General features: G+C 71.3%; 23 protein-coding genes and 1 pseudogene. 13 read left to right on the top strand and 11 right to left on the bottom strand.

Going from position 1 to position 20,914, the window contains the following annotated elements; all coding sequences use genetic code 11:
• Window positions 1–84: 84 nt before the first annotated feature.
• Window positions 85–930: an LLM class F420-dependent oxidoreductase gene (locus ACZ4UV_RS34805; protein WP_451016712.1), complete on the top strand. Its 846-nt coding sequence runs from the start codon at window positions 85–87 to the stop codon at window positions 928–930.
• Window positions 931–1,026: 96 nt separating this feature from the next.
• Here the strand turns inward: ACZ4UV_RS34805 and ACZ4UV_RS34810 are convergent, their stop codons facing one another.
• Window positions 1,027–2,613 carry a peptidoglycan-binding protein gene (locus ACZ4UV_RS34810; RefSeq protein ID WP_467843407.1) on the bottom strand — a complete coding sequence of 529 codons (1,587 nt, stop codon included), beginning with the start codon at window positions 2,611–2,613 and terminating at the stop codon, window positions 1,027–1,029.
• Between the two features lie 466 nt (window positions 2,614–3,079).
• On the opposite strand from ACZ4UV_RS34810, the gene ACZ4UV_RS34815 reads away from it, so the two are divergent.
• Together ACZ4UV_RS34815 and ACZ4UV_RS34820 are read left to right on the top strand one after the other, a co-directional pair.
• Entirely contained in the window at window positions 3,080–5,692 is a 2,613-nt protein-coding gene (locus tag ACZ4UV_RS34815) for a bifunctional FO biosynthesis protein CofGH (RefSeq protein ID WP_467843410.1), read from the top strand.
• A 98-nt stretch (window positions 5,693–5,790) separates the two neighbouring features.
• Entirely contained in the window at window positions 5,791–6,360 is a 570-nt protein-coding gene (locus tag ACZ4UV_RS34820; protein ID WP_451016709.1) for a hypothetical protein, read from the top strand.
• A 30-nt stretch (window positions 6,361–6,390) separates the two neighbouring features.
• On the opposite strand, the gene ACZ4UV_RS34825 is transcribed toward ACZ4UV_RS34820, so the two are convergent.
• Window positions 6,391–7,221 (bottom strand): helix-turn-helix domain-containing protein, encoded by an 831-nt coding sequence (locus ACZ4UV_RS34825; RefSeq protein WP_451016708.1) that lies wholly within the window; start codon window positions 7,219–7,221, stop codon window positions 6,391–6,393.
• A gap of 103 nt (window positions 7,222–7,324) precedes the next feature.
• On the opposite strand from ACZ4UV_RS34825, the gene ACZ4UV_RS34830 reads away from it, so the two are divergent.
• A complete protein-coding gene (locus tag ACZ4UV_RS34830; RefSeq protein WP_390041846.1) occupies window positions 7,325–7,921 on the top strand; it encodes an NADPH-dependent FMN reductase in 597 nt (198 codons plus the stop codon).
• On the opposite strand, the gene ACZ4UV_RS34835 is transcribed toward ACZ4UV_RS34830, so the two are convergent.
• A complete protein-coding gene (locus ACZ4UV_RS34835) occupies window positions 7,909–8,409 on the bottom strand; it encodes a DUF2165 domain-containing protein (RefSeq protein WP_451016707.1) in 501 nt (166 codons plus the stop codon). The two genes, ACZ4UV_RS34830 and ACZ4UV_RS34835, sit on opposite strands and share 13 nt — an antisense overlap.
• Before the next feature lie 149 nt (window positions 8,410–8,558).
• Here ACZ4UV_RS34835 and ACZ4UV_RS34840 point away from each other — a divergent pair, with 149 nt between their 5' ends.
• Window positions 8,559–9,980 (top strand): aminotransferase class V-fold PLP-dependent enzyme, encoded by a 1,422-nt coding sequence (locus tag ACZ4UV_RS34840; protein WP_467843415.1) that lies wholly within the window; start codon window positions 8,559–8,561, stop codon window positions 9,978–9,980.
• 23 nt (window positions 9,981–10,003) lie between these two features.
• Here ACZ4UV_RS34840 and ACZ4UV_RS34845 read toward each other — a convergent pair whose 3' ends face one another.
• Both ACZ4UV_RS34845 and ACZ4UV_RS34850 read right to left on the bottom strand, forming a co-directional pair.
• The gene (locus tag ACZ4UV_RS34845) at window positions 10,004–11,713 is read right to left on the bottom strand and encodes an ATP-binding cassette domain-containing protein (RefSeq protein ID WP_467843418.1); all 1,710 of its coding nucleotides are present in this window, start codon (window positions 11,711–11,713) and stop codon (window positions 10,004–10,006) included.
• Between the two features lie 25 nt (window positions 11,714–11,738).
• A complete protein-coding gene (locus ACZ4UV_RS34850; RefSeq protein WP_467843421.1) occupies window positions 11,739–12,140 on the bottom strand; it encodes a hypothetical protein in 402 nt (133 codons plus the stop codon).
• 177 nt (window positions 12,141–12,317) lie between these two features.
• On the opposite strand from ACZ4UV_RS34850, the pseudogene ACZ4UV_RS34855 reads away from it, so the two are divergent.
• Window positions 12,318–12,614, top strand: a pseudogene (locus ACZ4UV_RS34855) (ATP-binding protein); the annotation flags it as partial.
• Between the two features lie 6 nt (window positions 12,615–12,620).
• Entirely contained in the window at window positions 12,621–12,890 is a 270-nt protein-coding gene (locus ACZ4UV_RS34860; protein ID WP_467843885.1) for a tetratricopeptide repeat protein, read from the top strand.
• A 97-nt stretch (window positions 12,891–12,987) separates the two neighbouring features.
• On the opposite strand, the gene ACZ4UV_RS34865 is transcribed toward ACZ4UV_RS34860, so the two are convergent.
• The 3 genes from ACZ4UV_RS34865 to ACZ4UV_RS34875 are packed head-to-tail and all read right to left on the bottom strand — an operon-like array spanning window position 12,988 to window position 15,789.
• Window positions 12,988–14,010 carry an SDR family oxidoreductase gene (locus ACZ4UV_RS34865; protein WP_467843423.1) on the bottom strand — a complete coding sequence of 341 codons (1,023 nt, stop codon included), beginning with the start codon at window positions 14,008–14,010 and terminating at the stop codon, window positions 12,988–12,990.
• Window positions 14,011–14,020: 10 nt separating this feature from the next.
• Window positions 14,021–14,743 (bottom strand): DUF998 domain-containing protein, encoded by a 723-nt coding sequence (locus ACZ4UV_RS34870; RefSeq protein WP_451016702.1) that lies wholly within the window; start codon window positions 14,741–14,743, stop codon window positions 14,021–14,023.
• On the bottom strand, window positions 14,740–15,789 hold the full coding sequence (locus tag ACZ4UV_RS34875; RefSeq protein WP_451016701.1) for an aldo/keto reductase: 1,050 nt from the start codon (window positions 15,787–15,789) through the stop codon (window positions 14,740–14,742). The genes ACZ4UV_RS34870 and ACZ4UV_RS34875 overlap by 4 nt, the downstream gene beginning before the upstream one ends.
• A 76-nt stretch (window positions 15,790–15,865) precedes the next feature.
• On the opposite strand from ACZ4UV_RS34875, the gene ACZ4UV_RS34880 reads away from it, so the two are divergent.
• Together ACZ4UV_RS34880 and ACZ4UV_RS34885 are read left to right on the top strand one after the other, a co-directional pair.
• Window positions 15,866–16,402, top strand: a complete 537-nt coding sequence (locus ACZ4UV_RS34880) for a TetR/AcrR family transcriptional regulator (RefSeq protein ID WP_467843428.1) — start codon at window positions 15,866–15,868, stop codon at window positions 16,400–16,402.
• A 96-nt stretch (window positions 16,403–16,498) separates the two neighbouring features.
• Window positions 16,499–17,182 (top strand): class I SAM-dependent methyltransferase, encoded by a 684-nt coding sequence (locus ACZ4UV_RS34885; protein WP_451016699.1) that lies wholly within the window; start codon window positions 16,499–16,501, stop codon window positions 17,180–17,182.
• 113 nt (window positions 17,183–17,295) lie between these two features.
• Here ACZ4UV_RS34885 and ACZ4UV_RS34890 read toward each other — a convergent pair whose 3' ends face one another.
• The 3 genes from ACZ4UV_RS34890 to ACZ4UV_RS34900 are packed head-to-tail and all read right to left on the bottom strand — an operon-like array spanning window position 17,296 to window position 18,580.
• Complete coding sequence (locus ACZ4UV_RS34890; protein WP_467843431.1) at window positions 17,296–17,583, bottom strand: hypothetical protein; 288 nt, start codon at window positions 17,581–17,583, stop codon at window positions 17,296–17,298.
• Window positions 17,580–17,771, bottom strand: a complete 192-nt coding sequence (locus tag ACZ4UV_RS34895; RefSeq protein ID WP_467843434.1) for a DUF397 domain-containing protein — start codon at window positions 17,769–17,771, stop codon at window positions 17,580–17,582. The genes ACZ4UV_RS34890 and ACZ4UV_RS34895 overlap by 4 nt, the downstream gene beginning before the upstream one ends.
• Complete coding sequence (locus ACZ4UV_RS34900; RefSeq protein WP_467843437.1) at window positions 17,768–18,580, bottom strand: helix-turn-helix domain-containing protein; 813 nt, start codon at window positions 18,578–18,580, stop codon at window positions 17,768–17,770. Before ACZ4UV_RS34900 ends, ACZ4UV_RS34895 begins: the two co-directional genes overlap by 4 nt.
• Window positions 18,581–18,693: 113 nt before the next feature.
• Here ACZ4UV_RS34900 and ACZ4UV_RS34905 point away from each other — a divergent pair, with 113 nt between their 5' ends.
• The 4 genes from ACZ4UV_RS34905 to ACZ4UV_RS34920 all read left to right on the top strand — a co-directional run bounded on the left by ACZ4UV_RS34905 (window position 18,694) and on the right by ACZ4UV_RS34920 (window position 20,890).
• Window positions 18,694–19,134, top strand: a complete 441-nt coding sequence (locus ACZ4UV_RS34905) for an ATP-binding protein (protein WP_467843440.1) — start codon at window positions 18,694–18,696, stop codon at window positions 19,132–19,134.
• Window positions 19,135–19,360: 226 nt separating this feature from the next.
• Window positions 19,361–20,176, top strand: coding sequence for a helix-turn-helix domain-containing protein (locus tag ACZ4UV_RS34910; protein WP_467843443.1), 816 nt, complete (start codon window positions 19,361–19,363; stop codon window positions 20,174–20,176).
• A gap of 109 nt (window positions 20,177–20,285) precedes the next feature.
• Window positions 20,286–20,633 (top strand): DUF6247 family protein, encoded by a 348-nt coding sequence (locus ACZ4UV_RS34915; protein WP_388600569.1) that lies wholly within the window; start codon window positions 20,286–20,288, stop codon window positions 20,631–20,633.
• Window positions 20,630–20,890, top strand: a complete 261-nt coding sequence (locus tag ACZ4UV_RS34920; protein WP_451019896.1) for a hypothetical protein — start codon at window positions 20,630–20,632, stop codon at window positions 20,888–20,890. The genes ACZ4UV_RS34915 and ACZ4UV_RS34920 overlap by 4 nt, the downstream gene beginning before the upstream one ends.
• The last annotated feature ends 24 nt before the right edge of the window (window positions 20,891–20,914 follow it).

Raw genomic sequence — 20,914 nt, forward strand, 5'->3', positions numbered from 1 at the left:
TGTGCATAGCTGTGTGAAAGACGGGGCGTGTGATGCCGACTGGTCGGTATGGACATATCGAGCCACCCCCGGTACAGATGGGGCATGCGCATAGCCGTCACGATCTTCCTCACCGACGAGACCATCGCCCCCGTCCGGCTCGCCCGTGAGCTGGAGGCACGCGGGTTCGCCGGGCTGTACCTGCCCGAGCACACCCACATCCCCGTCGAACGGGCCACCCCGTACCCGGCGGGCGGCGACCTGCCCCGCGAGTACGGCCGTACCCTCGACCCCTTCGTCGCCCTCGGCCAGGCCGCCGCCGTCACCGAGGGGCTCGGCCTCGGCACCGGCATCACCCTGGTCGCCCAGCACGACCCGATCGACCTCGCCAAGCAGATCGCCACCCTCGACCACTTGTCGGGCGGCCGCTTCACGCTCGGCGTCGGCTTCGGCTGGAACGTCGAGGAGGCCGCGGATCACGGGGTGCGGTGGCGGGACCGGCGTGCGCTGGGCCGGGACCGGATGGCGTTGATGCGGGCGCTGTGGGCGGACGAACCGACCGGCTACGAGGGCGAGTTCGGGAGCGTACGGGCCTCCTTCGCCTTCCCCAAGCCGGTGCAGAAGGCGCGTGGGCCGGTCGCCGGGCCGCGCACGCTGATCGGCGGGGCGGCGGGGCCGAAGCTGTTCGCGCACATCGCGGAGTACGCCGACGGATGGCTGCCGATCGGGGGACGCGGGCTCGCGGAGTCGGTGCCGGTCCTGCGTGAGGTGTGGGCCGACGCGGGGCGCGACCCGGCCGCGCTCCAGGTGGTGCCGTATGCGGTGCTGCCGACGCCGGGGAAGCTCGCGCACTATGCGGAGCTGGGTGTCGAGGAGGTCGTGGTGCAGTTGCCGCCGGCGGGGGAGGCCGAGGTCCTTCGGGTACTGGACGCGTGTGCGGAGTACCTCTGAGGGGGGTGTGCCGACTCGTCGGCCGAGCCGGCCGGCCGTGCTCCGTCGTGTGGTGACCGAGGGAGCGCGGCCGGCCGCCGGCCTGCGGGCACCCGGTCAGCGGACCCGGATGAACAGCACGTCGTATCCGCTGTTCGTGCTGCGGGTCTTGACGTAGACACCGTCCGAACCGCCGTTGGGGTTGCTCGTGTTGCCCTCGACGGTGGTGAAGCTGGAGCCGCCGCTCACCGTGCGCACGATGCCTATGTGCTCGTGCCCGCCGGTGTAGTCGTTGCCCCCGTTCCAGTCGAAGGCCACGATGTCGCCCGGCTGCGGGTTCGTCGTCACCGAGAGGTGGTAGTTGCCGGCCCGCGCCTGCTTGACCCAGCCCGAGACGTAGGTGTTGCGGTAGGAGCTGGCCCCGGTCTGCTTGGCCACCCAGCTCACGAAGGTCGCGCACCAGGCGTAGTCGCGGGTGGACAGCGACAGACCCACCGCCGAGCCGTAGCTGTTCGCCCGGGCGCTGCCCTCGACCGTGCCGGCCTCCGCCTCGGCCACGGCGAGGATGTTGCCGTACCCGCCGCCGGGCGGGGTCGAGGTCGGCGGGGTGACCGCGCCGTACAGGGCGGCCTTGGTGTTCGGGCCCACCTGGCCGTCGACCGACAGGCCCTTCTCGGCCTGGAAGTCCCGTACCGCGCTCTCGGTGAGCGCTCCGAAGTCGCCGTCGACGGCGAGATCGGCTCCGTGGTGGTTGAGCAGGCTCTGCAGCTCGGTGACACAGCCGCTCTTCTGGCCCTTGACGATGTTGCTCGGGCACGAGCTGGAGTTGAGGTTGACCGGTGACGGTGCGCCGCTGCCGCCGCCGGTGCTGATGTTCGAGTAGAGGGCGGACTTGGTGTCGGGGCCGACCTCGCCGTCCACGGAGAGGCCCGCCGACGACTGGAACGACTTCACGGCCGCCAGGGTCTGGGGGCCGAACTGGCCGTCCACGTCGACATGCTGGCCCTTGCCGTTGAGCAGGGCCTGCAGCGTCGAGACGCAACCGCCGCTCATGCCCTCCGTGATGTTCGACGGGCAGGACGCCGAGCGCAGGTCCATGGCGGTGGACGGCGACTCGTCGGTGTCGTAGAGCTCCCGCTTGGTGTTGGTGCCGACCTGGCCGTCGACCGACAGGCCGTTCGCGGACTGGAAGCTGCGGACCGCGCTGTACGTCGCCGGTCCGAAGTCGCCGTCCACGTCGATCGAGTAGCCGAAGTGGCGCAGCAGCCGCTGCAGTTCGGTGACGCAGCCGCCCTTGTCGCCCTGGACGATGTTCGCCGGGCACGACGAGGAGTTGAGGTTGATCGGCGAGGGTGCCGAGCCGCCGGTCGCGTACAGCTTGGCCTTGGTCTGGGGGCCCACCCTTCCGTCCACGGCGATCGCGGTGGAGGCCTGGTACTGGCGCACCGCGTAGAGCGTGTTCGCCCCGAAACTGCCGTCCACCGTCAGACCGGCGCCGTGGGCGTTGAGCAGGTTCTGCAACTCCGTGACGCAGCCGCTCACCTGGCCCTGCAGGATCTCGTCGGGGCAGGACGAGGAGGTCAGCCTGATCGCCGCGGGCGCCGCCGACGCCGGGACGGCACCGAGCAGGGAGCCCGCCGAGAGGAGCGCCGCCGTGGCCGCGAAGACGCCGGCTCTGACTCTCCAGCCGGGTCTCGCGGTCATGGTGCCCCGATGCCGGACGGCCGCTTTGTCGGTGTGCACACGATGTGGAGTTCTCATGGCTGCGAAACGTCTCCTTCGCTGGAGGTGCGGATGGCGGTCGGGCGGGCCGGACCGGTCGGCCTGGTAGGCCTGGCCGGCTCGACGGGCCCGGCCTGGCGGGCCCGGTCCCTGGCCTGGCGGGCCCGGTCGGCCGGGCGCCCGGTGAGCAAGGCGGAAGCTACTGACGGCGGCCCGCCCCGAGAAGGAGAACCACCGGCCGCGGGAGACTGGGATGCCGTTGCCGCACCGACCTGCGACGCTCCGCCGGCGCTGGGATGTCCCTGGGACGCGCGCCACAGGGTGCACGGCGGCGCGGTCCACGAAGAACGTGATCTCTCAGCCGGCCGGCCAGGCGCACGCGCACCCTCCGTGCATCGCGTGCCCCCGCCCCCACCGAACCCATGGATCCCCTACGTATGCTCGAAGGATGACGACTTCCGCGACCTCCGGAACCGGCCCCACCGACCGCCCCGGCGGTACCGGCCCCACCGAGAACTCCATGCGTCGCGCCCTCAAACGCGCCCGGGACGGCGTCGCCCTCGACGTCTCCGAGGCCGCCGTCCTGCTCCAGGCGCGTGGTGCGGCCCTCGACGACCTCGCCGCGTCCGCCGCCCGGGTCCGCGACGCCGGTCTGGAAGAGGCCGGCCGGCCCGGTGTCATCACGTACTCGAAGAGCGTCTTCATCCCCCTCACGCGCCTGTGCCGCGACAAGTGCCACTACTGCACGTTCGTCACCGTCCCCGGAAAGCTCCGCCGGGCCGGGCACGGGATGTTCATGTCCCCGGACGAGGTCCTCGACGTCGCCCGCAAGGGCGCGGCCCTCGGCTGCAAGGAAGCCCTGATCACCCTCGGCGACAAACCCGAGGACCGCTGGCCGGAGGCGCGCGAGTGGCTCGACGCGCACGGTTACGACGACACGATCGCCTACGTCCGGGCCATCTCCATCCGCATCCTGGAGGAGACCGGCCTGCTGCCGCACCTCAACCCCGGGGTGATGTCCTGGACCGACTTCCAGCGGCTGAAGCCGGTCGCGCCGAGCATGGGGATGATGCTGGAGACGACCGCGACCCGGCTGTGGTCCGAGCCCGGCGGGCCGCACCACGGCTCCCCGGACAAGGAACCCGCCGTCCGGCTGCGGGTGCTCGAGGACGCCGGGCGCTCCTCCGTCCCCTTCACCTCGGGGATCCTGATCGGCATCGGCGAGACGTACGAGGAGCGGGCCGAGTCCCTCTTCGCGCTCCGGCGCGTGGCCAGGTCGTACCACGGCGTCCAGGAGCTGATCATCCAGAACTTCCGCGCCAAGCCGGACACGGCGATGCGCGGCATGCCGGACGCCGAACTGGACGAGCTGGTGGCCGCCGTGGCGGTGGCCCGGCTGGTCATGGGGCCGGCGGGCAACATCCAAGCCCCGCCCAACCTCGTCGACAGCGAGTACGAGCGGCTGATCGCGGCCGGTATCGACGACTGGGGCGGGGTGTCGCCGCTCACCATCGACCACGTCAACCCCGAGCGGCCTTGGCCGCAGATCGAGGAGCTGGCCGAGAAGTCGGCGGCCGCGGGCTTCGAGCTGCGGGAACGGCTCTGTGTGTACCCGGAGTTCGTCCGTCGTGGCGAGCCCTGGCTGGACCCGCGGCTGCGCCCGCACGTGGCCGCGCTGGCGGACCCGGAGACGGGCCTCGCGGTGCCGGACGCGGTGGTCGAAGGGCATCCCTGGCAGGAGCCGGAGGAGGTCTTCGTCGCCTCCGGCCGTACCGATCTGCACACCGCCATCGACTCCGAGGGCCGTACGACCGACCGGCGCGACGACTTCGACGAGGTGTACGGCGACTGGGGCGCGCTGCGGGAGGCGGCCGCCCCCGGGATGGCGCCGGAGCGCATCGACACGGACGTGCGCGCGGCCCTGGCGACCGCGGCCGACGACCCCACCAGGCTGACGGACGCCGAGGCCCTCGCCCTGTTCCACGCGGACGGCCCGGCGCTGGACGCGCTGACCGGGATCGCCGACGACGTACGGAAGTCCGCCGTCGGCGACGACGTCACCTACATCGTCACCCGCAACATCAACTTCACCAACGTCTGCTACACCGGCTGCCGTTTCTGCGCCTTCGCGCAACGCCGCACGGACGCGGACGCCTACACGCTCTCCCTGGACCAGGTCGCCGACCGGGCGCAGCAGGCGTGGGACGTCGGCGCGGTCGAGGTCTGCATGCAGGGCGGCATCCACCCCGACCTGCCCGGCACGGCGTACTTCGACATCGCGAAGGCGGTCAAGGAACGCGTCCCCGGCATGCACGTGCACGCCTTCTCGCCGATGGAGGTGGTCAACGGCGCGACCCGCACCGGCATGTCGATCCGCGAGTGGCTGACCGCGGCGAAGGAGGCGGGGCTTGACACGATCCCGGGGACGGCGGCGGAGATCCTCGACGACGAGGTCCGCTGGGTCCTCACCAAGGGCAAGCTGCCCGCCGCCACCTGGATCGAGGTGATCACCACCGCGCACGAGGTGGGCATCCGGTCCTCCTCCACCATGATGTACGGCCATGTCGACCAGCCCCGGCACTGGCTGGGCCACCTGCGCACCCTGGCCGGCATCCAGCAGCGCACCGGCGGCTTCACGGAGTTCGTGACGCTGCCCTTCATCCACACCAACGCACCCGTCTACCTGGCGGGCATCTCCCGGCCGGGCCCGACGATGCGCGACAACCGGGCGGTGACGGCGATGGCCCGGCTCCTCCTGCACCCCTACATCCCGAACATCCAGACGAGCTGGGTGAAACTGGGCACGGAGGGGGCGGCGGAGATGCTCCGCTCGGGAGCCAACGACCTCGGCGGGACGCTGATGGAGGAGACCATCTCGCGGATGGCGGGGTCGTCGTACGGCTCGTACAAGTCGGTCCGCGACCTCGTCGCCGTGGCCGAGGCCGCCGGGCGCCCGGCGAAGCCGCGTACGACGCTGTACGGGCCGGTCTCCGAGGGGCGGCAGCGGGCGGCGGAGGCCTCCGACGGGCACCTGCCGGAGCTGCTGCCGGTGCTGGACTGAGCCGTCGGGCGGGCGGGCGGCGCACAGTACGATGATCCGACCCCTGTGCGAACAGGCAGGGGGCCTCAGAGCGCTCACAGCGGAGGAGATGCGTACCCGTGGCTGCCCGACTGCTGCCCTCCTGGGTGTGGGTCACCGGTCTGACGGCGGGGGCGACGGTGGCCGTCGTCCTCCTCGCCGTACAGGCTGACAAGGGGCCGCACCCCACGGCCGCCGCGGTCCGCCCGTCGGCGAGCGCGTCGGCGGGCGCCCACCCCTCCACGTCACCGGCGCCGACGAAGGCCCCCGCCGTACCGGCGGCCTCCGGCACCGGCCGCCGTATCGTCTACTCGCTGGGCGCCAAGCGGGTGTGGACGGTCGACGCGAGCGACAAGGCGACCCGCACGTTCACGGTGTGGCCGGGGACGGTCAGCCCCGATCCCGGCACCTACACGATCTCCAAGACCCTGGCGGCCACGACCGGGTCGGACGGCGTCCAGATCGAGCACATCCTCTACTTCGCGGCCAAGTCGGGGCTGTCGATCGCCTTCTCCAACGCGGTCGACGGCTCCTCCCCGCCGCCCGCCGCCGGCAAGCAGACCAGCGGCATCCGGATGCACACGGCGGACGGCGCGGCCCTGTGGACGTTCGGTACGGAGCCGGACACCAAGGTGACGGTGGTCAGGTAGCCGCCTGGGGTGGCGGTGACCGGACAACCGTCAGGAGATGGCACGGAGCCGCTGAGGCCGCCGGAGCCGCTCGACGGCCTCGGCCGTCTCCGCGTCGGCGGGCAGGAGTACGACCAGCTGCTGCGCGTCCTCGGTGACATCGAGCGTCTCGCGCCGCAGCCGAAGCCCGGCCCCCGACGGATGCCGCAGCCGCAGGACCCCACGGGCCGGAACCACGTGCCGGTTGATCCGCCGGGTGAAGTCGGCCCCGGCGGCGGGTGCCAGCTCCGCCGTGAACCACTCGCTGTTCTCCACCGAGGGCCCGAGCCACAGGTCGAAGGCCTGCTCGTCGGCGACGGCGTCCCAGTCGGCGAAGAGCTCCCGCGCGCGGGGGTCGGTGAAGACGTACCGGGTGAGATTGGGTACCTCGGCGTCCAGGAGCCCCGTCCCGCCCATCACCGCCTCGTACGCACCGGTACGGGCGAGAATGTCACCGAGCCGGTTGGTGACCAGGGCGAGGCCGGGTTCGAGGAGGCGGAGGGTCTCCAGGACGGCCGGCCGCACCGCGCGCCGCGGCGGCGCCGGCCGCGGATGCGCGACGCACTCACCGCCGGTGATCTTCGCGAGGTAGCGCAGATGGGCCCGCTCGGCGGGATCGAGGCTGAGCGCGTCCGCCAGGGCGTTGACGACGGCCACCGACGGATTGCGGTCCCGGCCCTGCTCGATGCGCGTCAGGTACTCCACGCTCACCCCGGCCCGGTTGGCGAGGTCGACCCGCCGCAGCCCCGGCGACCGGCGCCGCCCACGCTCCGGCAACCCCAGCGCCTCCGGCTGGATACTGTCCCGCTTCGCCCGGACGAAGTCCCCCAACGGTGTCCCCATGCGACCGAGGATAGGCGGACCGGAGTTCCCTCAGCGTGGCCCTGCGGGGGCCAGCCTGAGCCCGGTCTGGCTGCGCCGGTGCCGCGGTCGCAGGCTGACGGCCATGGACAACAACACGCACAGGCTGGTGATTCTGGTGGGCAGCGTCCGGGAGGGCCGGTTCGGCCGGGTGGTCGCCGACTGGGTGGCCGAACAGGCGGTCGCGCACGGTGACTTCGACGTGGAGGTCGTCGATCTGGCGGCGTACGAGATCCCGCTGACGTTGCCGGCGGAGTCACCGAAGCACGCGGGCGACGCCTACCCCCGCCCCGCCGGAATGAGCGCACTGACGAGGGCCCTGGCGATGGCGGACGCGTTCGTCATCGTCACCCCCGAGTACAACCACAGCTACCCGGCGTCGCTGAAGGCAGCCGTCGACTGGCACTTCACCCAGTGGACGGCGAAGCCGGTCGCGTTCGCCAGCTACGGCGGCGCGGCCGGCGGCAGACACGCGGTGCTCCATCTGGAGAACGTGCTCACGGAGTTGCACGCGGTGACCGTCCGGGACGGCCTGGCCTTCCCGAACTACTTCTCCGCGTGGCAGGACGGCCGCCCCCTCGATCCAGCGGCCCCCGGCTACGCCAGGACCCTCCTCGACCAGCTGTCCTGGTGGACGGCCGCCCTCCGCGCGGCCCGCGAGGCGGCGCCTTATCCCTCCTGATCCGAGGGGCTCAACTGGACGACCACGAGCGCGAGCCCCGTCAGCACCAGCACCCGGGTCGCCGCCTCCAGCCCGTTCCAGGTCTTGGACTGCCACATGGAGAACCACTCGCCACCGATCCCGATGAACCCGGCACCGAAGAGGAGGACGAGCATCAGCAGACCGTAGGTGGAGACGCGCCGCGCGCGGACGTCGTCACGGCGTACCCAGAGCCAGGTACCGGCGATCAGCACCAGCGCGGCCAGCGTCTCCCACACGATGATGAGGACGTAGGCGGTGTTCTCCAGCCCCTTGTCCGTGACGGCCCGCCACATCAGGTCGTCGTCCTTGAACGTCGTGTCCATGGCCAGCACATGCTGGACGAAGGCCTGGTTGGTGCCGAAGTCGGTGATGTTCCCGAAAGCGACGAGGGCGATGTAGAGGGCGACCGTTCCGGTCAGGACGGCAGCGGCAAGCGGAAGCGCACGAGGCGCGTGGGAGGTGGACATGCCATTTCCCTTCCCCGGCACCGTTCCTTCCCAACCCGCCCGTCCACAGCCCCTGTTCAGCTGTTTCCGGGCGGGCCGACGTCGTGCCGCGGCGGCGAACCGCTCGTACGCGGATACCGTTGTCGAAGGTTCATGCGAGGGGGGTTCACATGGATACGGCAGACGTCGGCGGACGCATACGCGACGCGGAAAACGCCGACGGCTTCGCGGAGTTGCGGACACGCGAGTTCGGCTACCTCGACGAGGGCGGACACACCTACCTCGACCACACCGGCGCCGGACTCCCCCCGCGCTCCCTCGTCATGGGCAGCGCCCGGCGGATCACCGGCGGACTGTTCGGCAACCCGCACTCCGAGAGCCCCGCCTCCCGCGCCTCCGGGCTCCTGCTGGACGAGGCCCGGCAGGCGGTGCTCCGCCACTTCAACGCCGACCCCGGCGAATACGCCGTGATCTTCACCCCCAACGCGACCGGCGCCCTGCGGCTGGTCGGCGAGGCGTACCCCTTCACGGGCGACAGCCGGCTCGTGATGTCGCTCGACAACCACAACTCGGTCAACGGCCTCCGGGAGTACGCACGGGCGCGGGGTGCCGCGTCCGTGTACGTACCGGGCCTGCACATCGACGAGCGGCGGCTGCTCGCCGCCCTGTCCCCGCCCGGCCCGGGCAAAGGCGCCGGCGGCCTGCTCGCCTATCCGGCGCAGAGCAACTTCACCGGCGTCCAGCACTCACTGGACTGGATCGCCGCCGCCCAGGCGCACGGCTACGACGTCCTGCTCGACGCGGCGGCCTTCGCCCCGACCAACGTCCTTGACCTGAGCCGCCACCACCCGGACTTCACCGCCGTCAGCTGGTACAAGGTCTTCGGGCATCCCACCGGCGTCGGCAGCCTGATCGCCCGCCGCGCGGCCCTCGCCAGGCTGCGCCGCCCCTGGTTCTCGGGCGGCACCATCTACGCCGTCAGCGCCCAGGCCCAGTGGCACGTACTCGCCGCCGACGAGGCCGCCTTCGAGGACGGCACGGTCAACTTCCTGTCGCTGCCGGACGTGACCGCCGGACTCGCCTGGATCGACGGCATCGGCATGGACCGCATACACGCCCACGTCACCGCTCTCACCGGCCAACTGCTCACCGGTCTGCGCGCGTTGCGGCACAGCGACGGCTCGCCGCTGGTGCGGGTGTACGGCACCGACCGCCCCGACGCGGCCCGCGGCGGCACGGTCGCGCTGAACGTGCTCGGCGCGGACGGCCGTGTCGTCGACGAACGCGTCGTCACCCGCGACAGTGCCGCCCACGGCATATCCCTGCGCACGGGCTGCTTCTGCAATCCGGGCGCCGGAGAGGAGGCGTTCGACCTGCCCCTGACCCGGCTGCGCTCGGCGGCCGACACACAAGTCGCCTCACTGGACGAGTACCTGGAGCTCCTGGAGCTGCCGTCGGCGGGCGCCGTCCGGGTCTCCCTGGGCGTGTCGTCCCAGCCCAGGGACATCGAGGCGCTCCTGGCGTTCGTGACGGGGACCTACCGGGACCGGGTGCCGACGGCGGCCGGGCTGGCCGCACGGGAGAGCTGCTGAGCCGGTGCCGTCAAGACGGGGGATCACCGCCCCGCCCGGCTCCGCGCCGCCCCGTCCCGGCACTTGCGGGCCAGAACCACCCACGTCCAGGCCAGGAACACCAGTGTGAAGCCCGCCAGGATCACCCACCCGCGGCTCGCCGGATGCCCGAACGAATCCCCGTAAGACGCCAGCAGCGGCGGACCGAGCCGCGAGCCGCCCGCCCGCCACAGCGACTCGAGACCCACCCCGCTGCCCAGCGCCTCGAACGCCCACCGGTTGGTCATCGCCCAGCTGATCGCCTTCCCGGCCACCGTCATCCGGGGCACCGGCACGAAGGCGCCCGAGAACAGCACCTGGGGGAAGCAGAGCAACGGCAGCATCAGCGTGGCCTGCCCCGGCTCCGGCACCGCCGCCGACGCGAGCAGCCCCAGCGCGAGGGCGGCGGCCGAGGCCAGCACGCTCGACACGAACAGCGATCCGTACGTGTCCCGGCCCGCCGCGGGCAGCCGGTCGAGGGCACGCAGCACCACCAGCAACAGCCCGTCCGCGACCGCGAGCACCGGCAGCATGGTCGTCAGCTTCGAGGCGACGTAGGGCCCGATCCGCAGCCCCGCGAGCCACTCACGGCGCAGGACCGGCAGCTCGGTGCAGATCTGGAGCAGGCCGTACGTCAGCCCGAAGAAGAACGCGCCGAACGCGATCCAGAACATGATCATCGCCGAGGAGCCCGGATCCGGTGCCGCCGGATCGAACGCGCCGGCCCGGAAGAGCACCGCGAACATCGCCACGATCATCACCGGCGAGCCCGCGAGGACGGCGACCGAGAGCCGGTTGTGCAGCATCAGCGCGGTACCGCGCCGGGTCAGCAGCGCCCACTGGCGCAGGACGCCGACCCGCCTCGGCCGCCCGGCCGGTGACACGGCATCAGGAATCCCCGGGGCGTCGCCGCCTCCGGACCGTTCGACACGTGCGCCGCCCGCCACCGCCTCGTACACCTCCTCCACGGTGCCGACCCCGAAGGCCTCGAACAGGGCGGCCGGGTCACCCGCGTACGCGACCTCGCCACCGGCGGAGAGGAAGACGACCTGGTCGGCGCGGAGCAGATCGGCGAGGACATGCGTGGTCAGCACGACGGTGGTGCCGTCCCCGGCGAATGCCCGCAGGGTGCGCAGCAGGGCCGCGCCGGTGACCGGGTCGAGCCCGGACGTCGGCTCGTCGAGGAAGAGCACCCGGGGCCGGGTGAGCAACTCGACCGCGATACTGGCCCGTTTGCGTTCACCGCCGCTCAGTGCGCGCACGGGGGTCTCCGCCCGCTCCGCCAGACCGAGCGTGAGCAGCACCCGGTCGACGGTCTCCAGCACGGTCCCGGCCGGCGTTCCCGGAGCCATCCGCAGACCCGCCGCGTACACCAGCGTGCGGCGCAGCGGCAGTTCGCGGTGGATGATGTCCTCCTGCGGGACGAACCCGAAGTCCGGCCCGGGCGGCCCGGGGGGCGCCCCGTCGTGCAGCACGTCGCCGCCGCTCGGCGCGCTCAGTCCGGCCAGCGTCTGCAACAGCACGGTCTTGCCCGCACCGCTGCTCCCGGCGATCACCGTGAGCTGCCCCGGGGCGACATCGACGGATATGCCGTTCAGTATCCGTCCGCCGCCACGGACCTCCCGGCTCACCCGACGCGCTTGCAGGCGCAGGCCGTTGACGGAGGGGGCGGCAGCCTCGACGGACGCATGCGGGTGCGGGGTCGGTGTCGACATGCGTGCAGCATGTCAGGTGACTCCGCTACCGGGAGGGGCTCGGCGCGGAGCCGTGCACCGGCCGTCGTCGGATCGTGAGCAACAGCGCGGGTCCGGCGCCGAGGACGAGCAGGCCGACGGCCAGCAGCAGCCACGGGTCGAGCAGGCCCTCGGTGCAACTGCTGCCGCCGGCCGAGGTGGTGCAGTAGGTGCCGGGGCCGTGCCGGTTGAGGTAGGCGAGCAGGAACAGCGGCAGGCTCGCACCGGACAGCAGGCCGGGCAGACCCCGGGAGCCGTCCCGGCGCGTGGCCAGGACGACCGTGCCGGCCACGGCGATCGGCAGGACGAAGATCCCGACCGACAGCACGGTGAGGAGGGCGAGCAGGTAGCAGGCTCCGGTCAGAAGCCATCCGCCGAAGAGCAGCCAGGCACGTCTGTTGCTGGTCATGCCGCATCTTCTTTCGTTTGAGCAGTCGCTCAAAAAATAGAAGCCGGCAGAAGCCCCTGGCAAGAGACCAGAACCGGCCAGTGATTTACACCTCGTCGGGTCAGCCGCGGCGGTGGCTCCGTCCGGACTGGTGGTCTCTGCCAGACTCTCTGTGGGCCGACTGCGGGGGAGGCGCGGATGGGATCGACACGGCCGTCGATGCAGGAGCTGATCGGGCGGCGCCGGAGGGCCGGGTTCGTCGGGCGGGTCGAGGAGCGGGCCGCGTTCCGGCGGAATCTCCAGCTGCCGCCGGAGGACGAGCGGCACCGGTTCCTGTTCCATGTGCACGGTCCGGCGGGCGTCGGGAAGACCCGTCTGGTCAGGGAGTTGGAGCAGATCGCCCGGGAGGCCGGAGCGCTGACCGCGTACGTCGACGAGGGCGCGGCCGGGGTGCCCGAGGCGATGGCGGCCCTGGCCGGTCAGTTCGACCGCGCTCTCGCCCTGCAGCCCGACTGGGCCTGGGGCCGCTGTGAACGCGGCGACGCGCTGCGCGTCGCCGGCCGCGACGGGGAGGCCCTGGCCGACTACGACCGCGCCCTCGAACTCGACCCCGAGTACGCGTACGCCTACGCGAGCCGAGGCGTCTCCCTGTCCAACCTGGGCCGCCACGAAGAGGGCCTCACCGACCTGGACCACGCCATCGCCCTGCAACCGGACTACCCCTGGGCCCTGGAACACCGGGCCGCGATCCGGCAGCGCAGCACCCTGTGAACACCGGTCGGCTCTTGGAGGTCGTATCAATGGCCTTTGGTGGCAGGTCTGTTCCGCCCAGGCGCTGTGCATCCGTGGAGGCGCGCTGCCGTCCCGGTCAGCGGCCGATGCCGTGGGCAAGGAGACTCTCGGCGGTCTCGGCGATGGTGTCCTCGATCGGACGGGCCCGCCACCCCAGGAGTCGCTCGGCCTTGGCGCTCGTGGCGTCGAGATCGCGGCCGAGCTGGTGCCTGAGCAGTCGCAGTTCCGGGTTCACGACACCCAGCCCACGGGTGAGCCAGACAGGCAGTTCGCGGGTCGGGGCCTTCGCGGCGCGCTCACCCAGGCGGTCACGCAGTATGCGGGCTATCTCGACGACGCGCAGGCTGTGCCCGGCGACGGCGAGGAAGCGCTCGCCGGCGGCTGCCGGATCGGTCATCGCGCGCACGTGCAGGTCGGCGACGTCGCGCACATCCACGTAGCCCATTCCGAAGGGCGGGCACGCCGGAACCCGTCCTTCGAGCATTCTGCGCACCAGACGCAGGGACGGCGGGTCGTCCGGGCCGAGCAGGGGGCCGAAGACGCCCACGGGATGCACCGCTGTCATCTCCAGACCATCACCTTCCTCTTCGACGAACTGCCAGGCGGCGCGCTCGGCCAGGGTCTTGGAGCGCTGGTAGGGCGGGATGTCGCTGTCGAGGTCGGTCCAGTCCTCCTCGGTGAACGGGGTCGAGCGCGGGGGGTGCCCGATCCCGATGGCACCGAAGGCACTGGTGAGGACGACCCGGCGGACTTTGGCGTCACGGGCGGCGCGCAGCACTCGTACGACGCCCTCCCGTGCCGGGACGACCAGGTCGTCGTCGTTCGCCGGGGTGTGACGCAGCGTCGGGGAGGCGACGTTCAGGACGTAGTCGCAGTCGGCGACGGCGTCGTCCCAGTCCTCGGGGTGTTCGAGGTCGGCACGTACCACCGTGAGGCGGTCGTCGTCGAACGGACCGGCCGCGTGGAGCCAGGAGCGCAGTGCCGGTTCACGCCGCAGGTCGCGGACCGTGGTGCGTACGGTGTGTCCGGCTTCGAGCAGGGTCAGGACGCACCAGCTGCCGATGAATCCTGTTCCTCCGGTGACCAGTACCTGTGTCATCTGTGTCTCCTCAGCGCGCGACGTGCGCATCGAAAGGGGGCAGCGGGCGCGTCGCGTGACGACGCGGGGCGGAAGCGGCCAGGCCGCTTCCGAGGAGGGCGTGGCCGATCATGATCGGGTAGATCACGGCACGCTCGAACATGCCGACGTCCCACATCCAGCCGGTGAGGACGTCGGCCATGAAGAGCGGGAACGCGATCAGCCCGAAGGTGCCGAGTGCGACGCTCGCGACCGACCGGCGCCTGCCGAGACCGGCGCGGGCTCCATTGGCTCCGACGACGATCGCCATGGTGTTGCCGGCGATCATGACGGTCTGCGCGCCGAGGGTGTGGAACGCGATGAGGCCGTTGTCGACGTTGGCGTTGGAGCCCTGGACGGTGCCGACGAGTGCGACTCCGATGCCGGCGAGGACGGCCAGGGCCAGGACGATGACCGGGCGGGTGCCCCTGCGTGGGTCGAACACGAGGAACGAGCCGACGATCAGGAGGACGCCGTAGAGGACCCAACCGGTGTCCATGACGGCACCGAGGGGGGAGTTCGCGACCTGCCCGAACGCGGTCTGCGCCGGGCCGGTCAGGCCGAGGTGACTGACCCAGTTGTAGAGGGGGGAGTACGGCGGGTCCTGCCAGGCGGCGGCGGTGACGAACTCGGCGAGCCAGGACACGAGCGGGCCGAGGAGGATGAGGAGGGCTCCGGCGTGCGCGGCAGCGCCGGAGCGGACGATGGGCTTCAAGACAGGGCCATTCCGGGGACGCGCCGGCGGATGGCCTCCAGCTCGGCCTCGTCCGAGACGCCCTGCCAGTCGTACCGCGGCGTGTACGGGGCCTCCAGGGCGCGCACCTCGTCGTCGGTGAGCCCGACTTCCAGGGAGGCCACCGCCTCGTCGATCTGCCGGATCGAGCCGGCGCCGACCAGCGGTGCGGTGACGACCGGCTGACGTCGCAGCCAGGCGAGTGCGACCTGCGCACGGGTGACGCCGCGCGCGTCCGCCACCTGCCCGACCGCGTCGACGATCGCCTTGTTGGATGCCTCCTGCTCGGGCGAGTAGAGCAGGTCCGCGTACGCTCCGTCCGTCTCGGCGCGCGCTGTGGCGCGGGCGTCGTCCCACGCGCGGGCCAGGCGTCCGCGCGCCAGGGGCGACCAGATGACCGTGCCGACCCCCTCGTCCAGACACAGCGGGATCATCTCGCGCTCCTCCTCGCGGGCGAGGAGGTTGTAGTGGTTCTGCATCGACACGAAGCGTGCCCAGCCGTTCTGCTTCTGCAGGTGCAGGGCCTTGGCGAACTCCCATGCGTGCATGGACGAGGCACCGAGGTAGCGGACCTTGCCGGCCTTCACGAGGTCGTTGAGCGCTTCGAGTGTCTCCTCCCAGGGGGTGGAGTGGTCGTTGCGGTGGATCTGGTAAAGGTCGATGTAGTCGGTTCCCAGGCGGCGCAGGGAGTGGTCGACCTCCGTCATGATCGCCTTGCGGGACAGTCCCCGCCCGTTCGGTCCGAGGCGCATCGGGTGGCGCAGCTTCGTGGCGATGACCACGGCGTCGCGGTCGGCGTAGTCCTTGAGCGCGCGGCCGAGGATTTCCTCGCTGGAACCGTTGGAGTACAGGTTCGCGGTGTCGAAGAAGTTGATCCCCGCCTCCACCGCGTGCCGGATGAGCGGCCGGGCCTCCTGCTCGCCCTTCGACCAGACGGGGTGCCCGCGGTCGGGCTCGCCGTAGGTCATCGCGCCGATCGCGATCGGTGACACGTCCAGGCCTGTGGTGCCGAGCTTGATGTAGTGCATGACGCCCCTCTAAAGTAAGTGGAGAACTCTCCGAATAACGTAGTGGAGAGTTCTCCACTTAGCAAGGTGAGGTCCCGTGGTCCGTTCAGACGCTCGCGAGAACCGGGCACGCATCCTCGCGGCCGCCCGCGAGGCGTTCACCGAGGACGGCAACGCCTCGATGAACCAGGTGGCCCAGCGCGCCGGGGTCGGGGCGGGCACGCTGTACCGCAACTTCCCCACCCGCGAGGCCCTGGTGCTGGCCGTCTACCAGGACGAGGTGGCACGCATCACCGGCACCGTGCCGGACCTGCTGGCCGAGATGCCGCCCCTGGAAGCGCTGCGCCACTGGACGACCGACCTGGTCGAAGCCATGCGCAAGAAGCACGGCCTGGGTGACGCCCTCAGCGCCGGGGCGCACCAGGCGATCGCCGAGGAGAGCTACGGCCCCGTCATCGCCGCCCTCACCCAGCTCCTGGACGCCGGCAAGAAGGACGGCGCCATCCGCCAGGACGCCGACCCCGGCGATTTCCTCCAACTCACAGGAGCCCTCTGGCGCGCCGCGTCCACCCCTGAAGACCGGGCCCCTCGCATGCTCGGGCTCATCCTCGACGGCCTGAGCACGCACCGGTAGACACGTGAGCGCGCCGACGCGGCGCGACAGACCGCCGTTTTGCCGGACCGGCAACAGAAGTGGCAGACCGGGACCCGGCCGGGCGACGGTGGGCCCGTGGCCGACAACGACATCGCAGAAGAATCACCCGCGTCCGGCATCCCCGGGCCTGCCGACGGATACCTCGGGGACCCCGCGGTGCGGGCGGAATGGGACAACCGGTACTCGGAACGGCAGCAGTTGTGGAGCGGCCGGCCCAACGGTGCGCTCGTGACCGAGGTCGCCGGGCTCACCCCCGGCCGGGTACTCGACGTGGGCTGCGGCGAGGGCGCGGACGCCATCTGGCTCGCGCGGCACGGCTGGGACGTGACCGCGCTGGAGGTCTCCGGCGTGGCACTGGAGCGGGCGGCAGGACACGCGCGGGACGCCGGCCTCGCCATTGACTGGGTGCACGCCGCGCTGACCGACGCGATGATCCCGCCGGCCTCCTTCGATCTGGTGTCAGCGCAGTACCCGGCCCTGCTGCGCACCCCTGACGCCGCGGCGGAGCGAGCGCTGCTCGCCGCCGTCGCGCCCGGCGGCATCCTGCTGGTCGTGCACCACGCGGGGATGGAGACCCGGCAGGCACACGACAGCGACTTCGACCCGGCTGACTATGTGTGGCCGTCGACGGTCGTCGACCTCCTCGACGACGACTGGGAGGCAGAGGTGCACGAACAGCGCCCCCGCGTGGCACCCGACGGCGGCGCCGGCGCCCACCACACAGACGACCTGGTACTGCGCGTACGCCGACTGCGCTGAGGGACGGCCGGCTCACCATGGCCGGTCCGTGAGCCGCGAGAGGCGCGTCGGGCCGGCCCGCCGTTCACCGTGTCACCAGGTTTCCGTGGCGAGATCGGTGTGCTGACCGAGGTTCAGGCAAGACCTCGGTGGGCGGCCCACAGCGTCCCGGCACGGTCGGCGGCGTCGGCGATCAGGGCCGCGAGTTCGGGGCGGTCGGGAACCGGGAACGAGACGTAGGTACCCCGACCGCCGGCGACCGGTCGGCCGTAGGCCTTCACCGAGAGGTGGCCGTCCGGGAGGAGCCGGATGGTGAGCGTGCTCAAGAGGAACGCCTCGTCGCGCCGGGTGTCCGTCCAGCGGAGTTGCTCCGGGATCGTGACATTGATCGCCAGAGCGCTCACTTCCAGGTCACCGGTCATGGACCGGTGATCTCCCGCACGAACCCGGCCCACGAGGCGTCGGTGAAGGTGAGCCGTGCGCCGTCCTTGTCCTTGCTGTCGCGGACGTGGACGGTGGTGGCGGTTGCGGGGGATATGGCGACCTCGACGCAGTCGGGGCCGTCGTTGCCGCTGTAGCTGCTCTTGAACCAGTTCAGTGCGGAGGTCATTTCTCTTCTCCCAGAACCTTCTCGATGAACGCCAGGGACTCCCGTGGCGGGAGAGCCTGCGCCCGGATCATTCCATAGCGCATTTCCAAGATCTGAGCCTCTCGGGGATCGCTGATCACCCGGTCGTGCAGCTGGCCCTCGGAGTGCCCCAGTGTCTTGCCATCCGGAAGTTTCAGCACGCGAAACGAGCCCATCACGCCCGCGTGGTCCTCGCGGTCCGTCGGCATTACCTGGATCTCTACATGTCGCAACTGGCCCATGTCCAACAGTTGTCGGAGCTGCTGCCGCAGGACCGTTCTCCCTCCGAGCGGTCGTCGCAGAGTCAGCTCTTCCAGCACGAATGTGATCGCCGGTCGAGGCACTCGCTCGAACACCGCCTTTCGTGCCATGCGCGCGGCGACGAGGCGCTCCACCTCCTCGTCCGTGTAGGCGGGCCGTCGCATGGCGTACAAGGCCTGTGTGTACTCCGGTGTTTGCAACAGGCCGTGGATCTGAAGACTTGCGTACGCGCCCAACTCGACCGCTTCCGACTCCAGCCGTGCCAGATCCCGAACCTTCTTCGGATACCGAGCCCGCTCCACGTCCTCCTTCATGAACGCGAGCTTCCCGCCCGCCCCCAGCACCTCGTCGGCCTTCTCCAGGAAGTCCGGCTTGGGGATGCGCCGCCCCCGCTCCACGGCCGACACCATCTCCTCGCTGTACCCGATGGCGGCGCCGAGTTCGCCCTGCCGCAGCCCGGCGGCCTCCCGCCACACCTTGATCTGCCGCCCGACCGCCCTGAGTACGGCCTCGGCCTCCTCGTCCTGCACACCCGCCCCTTCCGGCGTACGACCCGTACGGCCCCGGCCGGCACCCGTACAGTCACGCTCTGTGCCGGGGTCGTTGCTGTTCAGAGTAGGAACGGGCGACCACGCTGGGTGACATGAACCAGAAATCCCTCCCACAAGTCATCGCCCCGACGCAGCACTTCACGGTTCAGCTGTCCGCCACTCGAAGAGGTGCCCGACTGGCGCGGCTGCTCACCGAACGCCAACTCGACGACTGGAGGTCACCGTTCGCGGAGGCGGCGACACAGGTCGTGGCCGAGCTGGCGTCGAACGCGGTGCTGCACGGGCGCGTGGCGGGACGGGACTTCCGGCTGGGGCTACGGCTGTACGCCGACCGCACGCTCCGTATCGAGGTGACCGACGCCCGGGGCGACCGCGTCCCGCGCCTCCACGATCCGGTGTCCGGCGACGCGGAGTCGGGGCGGGGCCTGCTGGTCGTGGCGGGGTGCGCCGACCGTTGGGGCGTGGACGAGGCGCCGGCCGGTTGCAAGGTGGTGTGGGCGGAGCTGGGGGCACCGGGTCGTGGCGGCCCGTGACCCGGGCCTTCCCGACGCCAAAGACCAAAGAACCGGGGAAAGAACCCAACCCTCCCCTGCCGTCCCCGGCGATCACTCGCCGGAGTGAATATGCCCAACTCAAGTGGCGTGCCGTGGCAGTTGTGGTGCAAGGTCAGCCGCAACGAGCCCAGAAATACTTCGGCCCTCGCCGGGACTGCCATCCCACTGCGAGGGCCTGATCATCAAGGAAGAGAAGACCTTCCCCATGACTGCCCAGCAGCCTAGCGCGCCCGTGCCCGCCAAGACCCGGCATTCCCACCCCGGTGTCACCCATGTGAAGGAACGCCTCGACGGCAACTTCACCGTGATCAGCAACGAGTTGCTCCAGCACCCGGAGCTGTCCGCCACCGCGAGGGGCATCGGGGGCTACATCCAGTCGCTGCCCGAGGGCGCTCCGGTCAGCATCAAGGCGCTCGCCGATCAATTGCCGGAGGGGGAGATCAGGATCGCCGCGGCGCTGCGCGAGCTGGAGAAGTACGGGTTCCATCTCCGCACCAAGGAACGGCTCCCGTCGGGGCAGGTCGTGACCCGGACGGTCGCGTACAACAGGCCGCGGCACACGGTGGTCGTCGAGGCGGCGCGGGCCCCGGAGCCCGTTGCCGCCCGGCCGAGGACTCCCGTCCCGACGCGGGTGCAGGGAGCCCCGCGCAAGGTCCCTGACCTGCTTGCCGGGCTCCGCACGTACGACTCCCGCCTGCTCCTCAGCGAGCGGGACGTACACCGGCTGACACCGGCCGTCTCCATGTGGCTGGAGCGGGGCGTGCCGCCCACCGCGGTCGTACGCGCACTCACGGCCGACCTGCCCGAGGACCCGGTCAAGCACCCGGCGGCCTTCCTGGCGCACCGCCTCGCCAGTCGGATGCCGCCGTCGCTGCCGGCTCCGACCCCGAGAGACGCGTCTGCGCCGTCCCGACCGTCCCGCCCGGATCCCCTCCAGACCTGCGACGGCTGCGAGCGCGCGTTCCGCGCTCCGGAACCGGGGCCGTGCCGCGACTGCCGCGCGGTCGGCGCGGTCGCCTAGAAAGGACGAGGCGCGAGCCGTGAGCTCGATGACGGGCGCCGCCAAGGCGTCACCCCGTCGGGTGTCCGGGTACCGTACGAGGACCGCGCCACCCGCACCGGAGGCCACCGTGAGTGCCCAGACCGACGGCCCGATCGAACCGCTGATCCCCATGCCCGAACTCACCCCGGATGCTCTGCGGGCCGCCGTCGCGCGGATCGCCCCGAGCCGGATCCCGGCCCTCACCCAGCACCTCTTCGAGGCCACGACGAACGCGCAGCAGACGCAGAGCCTTGCGCCGCTGCGAGCCTTCGTGCACTCGTGGGCCGTGTTCGTGGCGATCCAACGCCATCCGGAACGTGCCGCCCGCCTGCGTGAGCTGGAGCGGATCGTGGACGCGGGCGAGCAGGACCCGGCGGCCGCCATCACGGAGATCCAGGCCATCCGGGAGACGGCTGAGGCGGAGGCCGGGCTGTGACGGACTGGGCCTGGGACTACAACCCGAGTGCCGAGTACGTCACGGATGGCCTGCCACCCGGAGTGCTGGCTGAGGTGGAGCGCCTTGCAGCCGAGCTGGCCGCGCTGGGACAGGACTCCGTGAAGGTCGGCAGGCCTCTCGACCGGGAGGGAGGGCTGCGTGAATTCGACATCCTGGGTGGTCGGGGGTTCATCAGTTTCCTGCCCGTGCCCCGCCACGCGTGCGTCTACGTCTGCAACGTCACCTGGTACGGCTGACCCCTTTTTCACTCCCCGTCCGAC

This window comes from Streptomyces sp. NPDC028289 (genome assembly GCF_055565975.1).

Coding starts and splice junctions, on each gene's coding strand:
- ACZ4UV_RS34890 (WP_467843431.1), bottom strand. CDS start 17,583: ATGACCGGTGACCTGGAAGTGAGCGCTCTGGCGATCAATGTCACGATC.
- ACZ4UV_RS34875 (WP_451016701.1), bottom strand. CDS start 15,789: ATGCACTACATCAAGCTCGGCACCACAGGCCTGGACGTGTCACCGATC.
- ACZ4UV_RS34895 (WP_467843434.1), bottom strand. CDS start 17,771: ATGACCTCCGCACTGAACTGGTTCAAGAGCAGCTACAGCGGCAACGAC.
- ACZ4UV_RS34850 (WP_467843421.1), bottom strand. CDS start 12,140: ATGACCAGCAACAGACGTGCCTGGCTGCTCTTCGGCGGATGGCTTCTG.
- ACZ4UV_RS34830 (WP_390041846.1), top strand. CDS start 7,325: ATGGACAACAACACGCACAGGCTGGTGATTCTGGTGGGCAGCGTCCGG.
- ACZ4UV_RS34905 (WP_467843440.1), top strand. CDS start 18,694: ATGAACCAGAAATCCCTCCCACAAGTCATCGCCCCGACGCAGCACTTC.
- ACZ4UV_RS34865 (WP_467843423.1), bottom strand. CDS start 14,010: ATGACACAGGTACTGGTCACCGGAGGAACAGGATTCATCGGCAGCTGG.
- ACZ4UV_RS34910 (WP_467843443.1), top strand. CDS start 19,361: ATGACTGCCCAGCAGCCTAGCGCGCCCGTGCCCGCCAAGACCCGGCAT.
- ACZ4UV_RS34835 (WP_451016707.1), bottom strand. CDS start 8,409: ATGTCCACCTCCCACGCGCCTCGTGCGCTTCCGCTTGCCGCTGCCGTC.
- ACZ4UV_RS34825 (WP_451016708.1), bottom strand. CDS start 7,221: ATGGGGACACCGTTGGGGGACTTCGTCCGGGCGAAGCGGGACAGTATC.
- ACZ4UV_RS34840 (WP_467843415.1), top strand. CDS start 8,559: ATGGATACGGCAGACGTCGGCGGACGCATACGCGACGCGGAAAACGCC.
- ACZ4UV_RS34805 (WP_451016712.1), top strand. CDS start 85: ATGCGCATAGCCGTCACGATCTTCCTCACCGACGAGACCATCGCCCCC.
- ACZ4UV_RS34815 (WP_467843410.1), top strand. CDS start 3,080: ATGACGACTTCCGCGACCTCCGGAACCGGCCCCACCGACCGCCCCGGC.
- ACZ4UV_RS34810 (WP_467843407.1), bottom strand. CDS start 2,613: ATGACCGCGAGACCCGGCTGGAGAGTCAGAGCCGGCGTCTTCGCGGCC.
- ACZ4UV_RS34845 (WP_467843418.1), bottom strand. CDS start 11,713: ATGTCGACACCGACCCCGCACCCGCATGCGTCCGTCGAGGCTGCCGCC.